The sequence below is a fragment of the Pseudomonas sp. PKS genome (genome assembly GCF_051913525.1).
Classification (GTDB): domain Bacteria; phylum Pseudomonadota; class Gammaproteobacteria; order Pseudomonadales; family Pseudomonadaceae; genus Aquipseudomonas; species Aquipseudomonas guariconensis_D.
Genome location: NZ_JBEGDO010000031.1, coordinates 47648 through 53957, shown reverse-complemented (window position 1 = coordinate 53957; position 6310 = coordinate 47648). Strand labels below are relative to the sequence as shown.

Annotated in this window: 7 protein-coding genes; 5 read left to right on the top strand and 2 right to left on the bottom strand. The window is 61.5% G+C overall.

Annotation, left to right across the window (positions count from 1 at the left end; translation table 11 throughout):
• Positions 1-161 precede the first annotated feature (161 nt).
• On the top strand, positions 162-1049 hold the full coding sequence (gene rhtA, locus ABOA88_RS22500; RefSeq protein ID WP_196171109.1) for a threonine/homoserine exporter RhtA: 888 nt from the start codon (positions 162-164) through the stop codon (positions 1047-1049).
• Between the two features lie 189 nt (positions 1050-1238).
• Positions 1239-1520: a hypothetical protein gene (locus tag ABOA88_RS22495; protein ID WP_043213898.1), complete on the top strand. Its 282-nt coding sequence runs from the start codon at positions 1239-1241 to the stop codon at positions 1518-1520.
• Positions 1521-1572: 52 nt separating this feature from the next.
• Here the strand turns inward: ABOA88_RS22495 and ABOA88_RS22490 are convergent, their stop codons facing one another.
• Entirely contained in the window at positions 1573-3381 is a 1809-nt protein-coding gene (locus ABOA88_RS22490; RefSeq protein ID WP_367852117.1) for an aminopeptidase P family protein, read from the bottom strand.
• Between the two features lie 175 nt (positions 3382-3556).
• Between ABOA88_RS22490 and ABOA88_RS22485 the strand changes: the two genes are divergently transcribed.
• Positions 3557-4669, top strand: coding sequence for a DUF3182 family protein (locus ABOA88_RS22485; RefSeq protein WP_367852118.1), 1113 nt, complete (start codon positions 3557-3559; stop codon positions 4667-4669).
• Positions 4653-5423 (top strand): alpha/beta hydrolase family protein, encoded by a 771-nt coding sequence (locus tag ABOA88_RS22480; protein WP_196171112.1) that lies wholly within the window; start codon positions 4653-4655, stop codon positions 5421-5423. Before ABOA88_RS22485 ends, ABOA88_RS22480 begins: the two co-directional genes overlap by 17 nt.
• Here the strand turns inward: ABOA88_RS22480 and ABOA88_RS22475 are convergent.
• Positions 5402-5782, bottom strand: a complete 381-nt coding sequence (locus ABOA88_RS22475) for an antibiotic biosynthesis monooxygenase (protein WP_196171113.1) — start codon at positions 5780-5782, stop codon at positions 5402-5404. The two genes, ABOA88_RS22480 and ABOA88_RS22475, sit on opposite strands and share 22 nt — an antisense overlap.
• 87 nt (positions 5783-5869) lie before the next feature.
• Between ABOA88_RS22475 and soxR the strand changes: the two genes are divergently transcribed.
• Positions 5870-6310 (top strand): redox-sensitive transcriptional activator SoxR, encoded by a 441-nt coding sequence (gene soxR / locus ABOA88_RS22470; RefSeq protein WP_196171114.1) that lies wholly within the window; start codon positions 5870-5872, stop codon positions 6308-6310.

Sequence of the window (6310 nt, the reverse complement as noted above, 5' to 3'; positions counted from 1 at the left end):
TTCGACTGCGTCGGAAGTGGGGCGCATTATAAGGGGATTCGAAACCCCGTCAACAGCTATTTTAAAAAACATCTCCTTTACACTCTTGCGACCAACCTGCCCCATTGCGCACTATAGTGCGCACACCGCGTTACCCTTCTCAAAAGGATTGCCTGCCCTAAATGAACATCCAGCCCCGCAGCCTGGCCGCCACACTCTTTCCTATCGGCTTGCTGATCATCGCCATGACGTCGATCCAATCCGGCGCCTCTCTGGCCAAGACCATGTTTCCTGTCGTCGGGGCCCAAGGCACCACTGCGCTGCGCTTGGTGTTCGCCAGTATCATCATGTTGCTGCTGCTTCGCCCATGGCGAGTGCGCATGAGCGCCGCAGCCCTGCGCAGCGTGGTTATCTACGGACTGGCACTGGGCGGCATGAACCTCCTTTTTTATATGGCTGTGCGCACCGTCCCGCTGGGAATCGCCGTCGCATTGGAATTCACCGGCCCATTGGCCGTGGCACTCCTGGCCTCGCGCCGGGTCATGGACTTTCTCTGGATCGGACTGGCGGTCATCGGCCTGTTGCTGTTGATCCCGATCGGTCAATCCGGTAACGCCATCGACCCGACAGGCGCTGCCTATGCCCTGGGCGCTGGAGTCTGCTGGGCGCTCTACATTCTTTATGGGCAACGCGCAGGGGCCGAACATGGCATCCAGACCGCCGCGCTTGGCGTGCTGGTCGCCGCGCTGTTCGTCGCCCCCATTGGCATCGCCCATGCCGGCAGCGCACTACTGACCCCAGCCCTGCTTCCGGTGGCCCTGGGTGTCGCAATCCTCTCGACGGCACTCCCCTACAGCCTGGAAATGATTGCCTTGACCAAAATGCCCGCACGAACCTTCGGCACCTTGATGAGCATCGAGCCTGTCATCGCGGCGCTCTCTGGCCTGCTGTTCTTAGGTGAGGTGCTGACGCTCGCCCAGTGGCTGGCGGTTCTGGCGATCATCACTGCATCGGTGGGCGCGACGTTGTCCATGCGCCGGGAAGCACCCGCTCCGGTAGCGGCAGACTGATATGAGAAATCTTTTCATTTGACAGGGAATTTCCCGTTGTCTCACCCTGCCTGCCTGACTAAGCTGTCATAAAAATTTGATCTTTACGCTATCTACTGTACAAACAGGGATGTTGGAGAACCTTCAGGAAGAAAAGCGCGAAAACGACAGAGCCAGGCATGCTGGTCGGTTCTGCTTTTAAGGACAGGAATGAAACGTATTTTTCTCATCCTGGTCATCTTGGCCATAGCTGGATGCGCCGCCACCTCCAAAACGGAGGTGAAACGGGGAAAGAAGGGCTTGCACATCAACTGCTCAGGCTTGTCCTCCTCTTGGGACAAGTGCTACAGCAAAGCGGCCACCTCCTGTGGCAAACGTGGCTACAAAGTCATCGCCCGCTCCGGCGAAACCGACGAGGAACCGGGCGACTACCTGTTCGGCATCAACCCTGCCGGCTACACCAGCCGCAGCATGATTGTCCTGTGCAAATGACATGAGAAAGGGCAGCCGATCGGCTGCCCTTTGTCGTTGCGGCCCTTTCCCATCAAAGGGGGGCGGTGCGCACCTCGAGCCAGGCCAGGGCTTCGTCCTTGAGCAACGGCGCCAGTCGTTCTCGCACCGTCGCATGGTAGCTGTTGAGCCACTGAATATCGTCCCGCCCAAGCATCTCTGGGATCAGGCAACGGGTATCGATCGGGCACAAGGTCAAGGTTTCGAAACTCAGGAAGTCGCCAAACTCACTCTTGCCAGCTTCGCGGTTCACAACGAGGTTCTCGATCCGCACCCCCCAGGCTCCTGGCCGATAGGTACCTGGCTCGATGGAGCTGATCATGCCCACCTGCATGGCCGTCTGCGGCAGGGTCGCCGCCTGGTAGGCAATGACCTGTGGCCCCTCATGGACATTCATGAAATAGCCCACGCCATGGCCAGTGCCGTGCCCATAGTCGACCTGGTCGGCCCAGATCGGCGCACGGGCGATGGCATCGAGCAAGGGCGACAGGATCCCTCGGGGGAAGCGTGCCCGTGACAATGCAATCATGCCCTTGAGCACACGGGTACAATCCTGCTTCTGCTCGAAGCTGGGACTGCCGATCGGCACCATCCGGGTGATGTCGGTGGTACCCCCCAGGTATTGGCCACCAGAATCGATCAGCAGCAGACCATCGCCTTCGATCACCGCATGGGACTGCTCGGTCGCCCGGTAATGCGGCATGGCACCATTGGCGTTGAATGCTGCGATGGTGGAAAAACTCAACGACACGAACCCCGGCCGACGCCCACGCGCCGCGCTCAACCGTTCGTCGATGGTCAGCTCGGTAATGGTTTGCTTGCCCAGGTTGGCCTCAAACCAGGCGAAGAACTCGCACAACGCCGCGCCATCCTGCTCCATCACCTGACGGATATGCACCAGATCTTCTTCACCCTTGCGTGACTTGCTCAAGGTGGTCGGATTGATGCCCTCGAGCAATTGCACATCGGCGCTCAGATGATCCAGCAAGCCACAGGTGACACGGGCCGGATCCACCAGCAGGCGGGCCTTCGGAGGGATCGCAGCCAAGGCCCGGCCGATCTCGGCATAGTCACGCACCGTGATCCCATCGACCGCGAGCACATGGCGCAGGTGATCGTCGACCTTGTCCAGGCCGACGAACAGCGTCGCCTGCTCCTGCCCGATCAACGCGAAGGAGACAAACACGGGGTTGTAGGACACATCGCTGCCGCGCAGGTTGAACAACCAGGCGATGTCATCGAGAGTGGCGATGAAATGCCAATCGGCACCGCGCTCAGTCAAGGTCCGCCGCAGCTCGGTGAGTTTTTCCGCACGACTGACGGTCGCATGAGGCGGTAGATGCTGGTAGACCGGATTGCCTGGCAGAGCCGGCCGCCCTTCCCAGACCTGCTCCAGCAAGTCCAGATGGGTCAGCAAGCGCACCTCCCGGGCATTCAGTCGCTCCTGCAACTGCCGGGCGGAGGCCAGCGCCATGACTGCTCCATCGACGGCCACCGTTCCCTGGTACCGAACATGCTCGCCAAGCCACTCCAGCGCCCCCGGTTGGCCGGGCAGCAACTTCATCAGCTCGATGCCACTGCCCGCCAGTTCATGCTGTGCCTGCTCCCAGTAGCGGCTATCGGCCCACAGCCCGGCGAAGTCCGCCGTGACGACCAATGTCCCCACCGAGCCATGAAAGCCAGACAACCACTGGCGGCCTTGCCAGTGGCCTGGCAGATACTCGGACAGATGGGGGTCAGCCGAGGGTACCAGCAGGGCATCCACGCCTTCGCCGGCCATTATCTCGCGCACGCGCGCCAGGCGGGCCGGAACACTTTGCTGAATCGGGGACTGAATGTTCATTCGCACTCCTGCGGATACATCATCGGCTATTCCAAGCCATTGATAATGGAGCAGCCAGCCATGCCCTGCAATCGCCACGCTGCATCGGCAGGCGACGGCCATTGATCATGTCGGCTGAACTTTGCCCGCCCAAGTGCCTTCAGACTCCATACATCCCAGCGGACAGACATCGCCTATGCCCCAGTCCAGCGATCCGAAAAACGCCGTTGTCCTGCTCGACACACGTGAGCACACCCCCGAGCACGAGCACGCGGTCCATCTCAAAATCGCCGATTACCTGGCTCGACTGCTGGGCATCGACCGTGTGGAGGCCCGACTGCCCTCGGCCAGCACCGGCGCCTACTATTACCTGCCCACCGAAACCCTGGTTGATCCACAACGCTACCGTGCCATGGGCATCCTCGACGAGGACGACCTGTTCGGTGGTGTGGTCCCCTTCCCGTTCGTGGCGACCAAGGCGATTTCCCACCCGTTGCCGGCCAACGCCAGCTTCCCACCCGGCTGGAGCGATGCCTTCGCCCAAGACGCGTGCGATGCCCTCCTGCGCGGCTATACCGTTTTCAGCAAGACCGACGCTCGGCGAGCTGCGCACTTGCTGCTACGCGAGGGTCCGCTGCGGGTCAAACCGGTACTGGCCTGCGCCGGACGAGGACAGGCAGTAATCGAAAATGCACAGGACCTGGAGCCGATGCTTGCGCCAATGGACGACAAGACCTTGGCGCTGGTCGGCCTCGTGCTCGAAGAGCATCTGGAACAAGTACAGACCTTCAGCGTCGGCCAGGTGCGCGTAGGACAACTGAGCTGCAGCTACTACGGCACCCAACGCCTGACTCACGATCACTCGGGCACCGAAATCTATGGTGGCTCGGACCTGATCGTGGTGCGCGGGGGTTATGAAGCCTTGCTGCAATTGCCGCTGGAGGATCATCTGCGTCTGGCGATCACCCAGGCCATGACCTACGAACGCGCCGCACAGCAGCACTTTCCAGGCTTCATCGCTTCGCGCCGCAACTACGATATCGCCCGCGGACTGGACGCGCGCCAGCACCTGCGCAGCGGTGTGCTGGAGCAATCCTGGCGCCTGGGTGGTGCCAGCAGCGCCGAGGTCCTGGCCCTGCAAGCCTTCGCCGACGACCCGGCCCTGCAGCAGGTGTGCGCTTCGAGCCATGAAGTCTTCGGCACCGCCAGGTTGCCGGCCGACGCCACACTTTTCTACCAAGGAAACGACAGTGAACTTGGACAACTCAGCAAGTATGCACGGATACGTCACCATGACCATTCAGAGTGAAACCGTAGAGTTGCAGGTTGAGGACGGTCGCATCGCCGGCACCGTGGTCAGCCCCGGCAGCAAGATGCCGGCCATTCTCTTCGTCCACGGCTGGGGGGGCAGCCAGCAGCGCGACCTGGCTCGAGCACGGCAGATCACCGGGCTGGGCTGCGTGTGCATGACCTTCGACCTGCGCGGCCACGAGAAGACCGAAAGCCAGCGATTGACCGTCACCCGCCAACAGAACCTCGACGATCTTCTGGCCGCCTATGACCGCCTGGCCAGCCACCCGGCAGTGGACCCGAGCGCAATCGCACTGATTGGCAGCAGCTATGGCGGCTACCTGGCGACATTGCTCACCACCCAGCGGCCTGTCAAATGGCTGGCCTTGCGGGTTCCGGCGTTGTACTGGGACGAAGACTGGGGCACCCCCAAGCACGCCTTGGACCGCCAGCGCCTGAACAACTACCGCCAGCGGATTCTGGGCCCGGCCGACAATCGCGCCCTGGCAGCCTGCGCGGAATTCGAAGGCGACGTGCTGCTGGTAGAGTCCGAGCACGATGATTATGTGCCACACAATACGTTGATGAGCTATCGCGCGGCGTTCGTTGCCGCCCACTCCCTGACCCATCGCATTGTCGACGGAGCAGACCATGCGCTGTCCAGCGAAAAGAGCCAGAAAGGCTACAGTTCGATCCTCGCGTCCTGGATCGCAGAAATGGTCATCGGCGCCCGTCTGGACCGTTATCCACACTATGCCCCGTGGTATGCCTGAGGCTCACCGACCTGGCAATGCAGACCACCATCCTCGCCTCGCACAAGACTGCGCAAGGTCTGGAAAGCGGCGAAGTTCACGCCCCGCGCCTGGTGCTGGCACAACAGGTCGAGAAACCGCTCCTCGACGAAGAAGCTGGCAGCCGCCGCCCATTCATGGCGTGATTGCCATTGCAGGTACTGGAGCACCCGACTGCCGTCATCGCTGGCTTGAATACTAACGCCCAGCAACCCATCACAACGCGCTGCCAGCTCTTCGCTGCGCAGTACCAAGGCATCCGCCAAGGCATGCTGGCAGGCTGCCGGCACTTCGTATTCAATCATCTGGGTAAACCATAAAGAATGGGGCTGAGCCGCCATGGACAGTCTCCTTGTTCCGGATGCTTGCTTCACGATGGCTATCAAGGCTAAAACCTCCAGTTAACTCAAGGTCAAGGGATTTTTTCCATGTCTGGCACCCATCAGATGATGCTGAGCGTCGGCCAGCTGGCGGCCCGCAGCGGCGTGGCGGTCACCGCACTGCACTTCTACGAAACCAAGGGGCTGATCCACAGCACACGTAACGCCGGCAACCAGCGCCGCTATCCGCGCTCGATGCTGCGCAGGGTCGCCGTGATCAAGATGGCCCAGCGACTGGGCATCGCCCTTGCCGACATTGCCAAGGCCCTCGACAGCCTGCCCAACGACCACGTCCCGACCGCCGAGGACTGGAGCCGGCTGTCGGCGCGCTGGCGTGAGGACCTCAATCGCCGTATCGACGAACTGACCCTGCTGCGCGACCAACTGGACGGTTGCATCGGTTGCGGCTGCCTGTCACTCAAGGAGTGCCCGCTACGCAATCATCAAGACCGCCTGGCCGAAGAAGGTCCGGGGCCGCATCCGCAATGA

What these genes read in the sequence shown, in the direction of transcription:
- rhtA (WP_196171109.1), top strand. Translation starts at nt 162, where the DNA reads ATGAACATCCAGCCCCGCAGCCTGGCCGCCACACTCTTTCCTATCGGC.
- ABOA88_RS22495 (WP_043213898.1), top strand. Translation starts at nt 1,239, where the DNA reads ATGAAACGTATTTTTCTCATCCTGGTCATCTTGGCCATAGCTGGATGC.
- ABOA88_RS22490 (WP_367852117.1), bottom strand. Translation starts at nt 3,381, where the DNA reads ATGAACATTCAGTCCCCGATTCAGCAAAGTGTTCCGGCCCGCCTGGCG.
- ABOA88_RS22485 (WP_367852118.1), top strand. Translation starts at nt 3,557, where the DNA reads ATGCCCCAGTCCAGCGATCCGAAAAACGCCGTTGTCCTGCTCGACACA.
- ABOA88_RS22480 (WP_196171112.1), top strand. Translation starts at nt 4,653, where the DNA reads ATGACCATTCAGAGTGAAACCGTAGAGTTGCAGGTTGAGGACGGTCGC.
- ABOA88_RS22475 (WP_196171113.1), bottom strand. Translation starts at nt 5,782, where the DNA reads ATGGCGGCTCAGCCCCATTCTTTATGGTTTACCCAGATGATTGAATAC.
- soxR (WP_196171114.1), top strand. Translation starts at nt 5,870, where the DNA reads ATGTCTGGCACCCATCAGATGATGCTGAGCGTCGGCCAGCTGGCGGCC.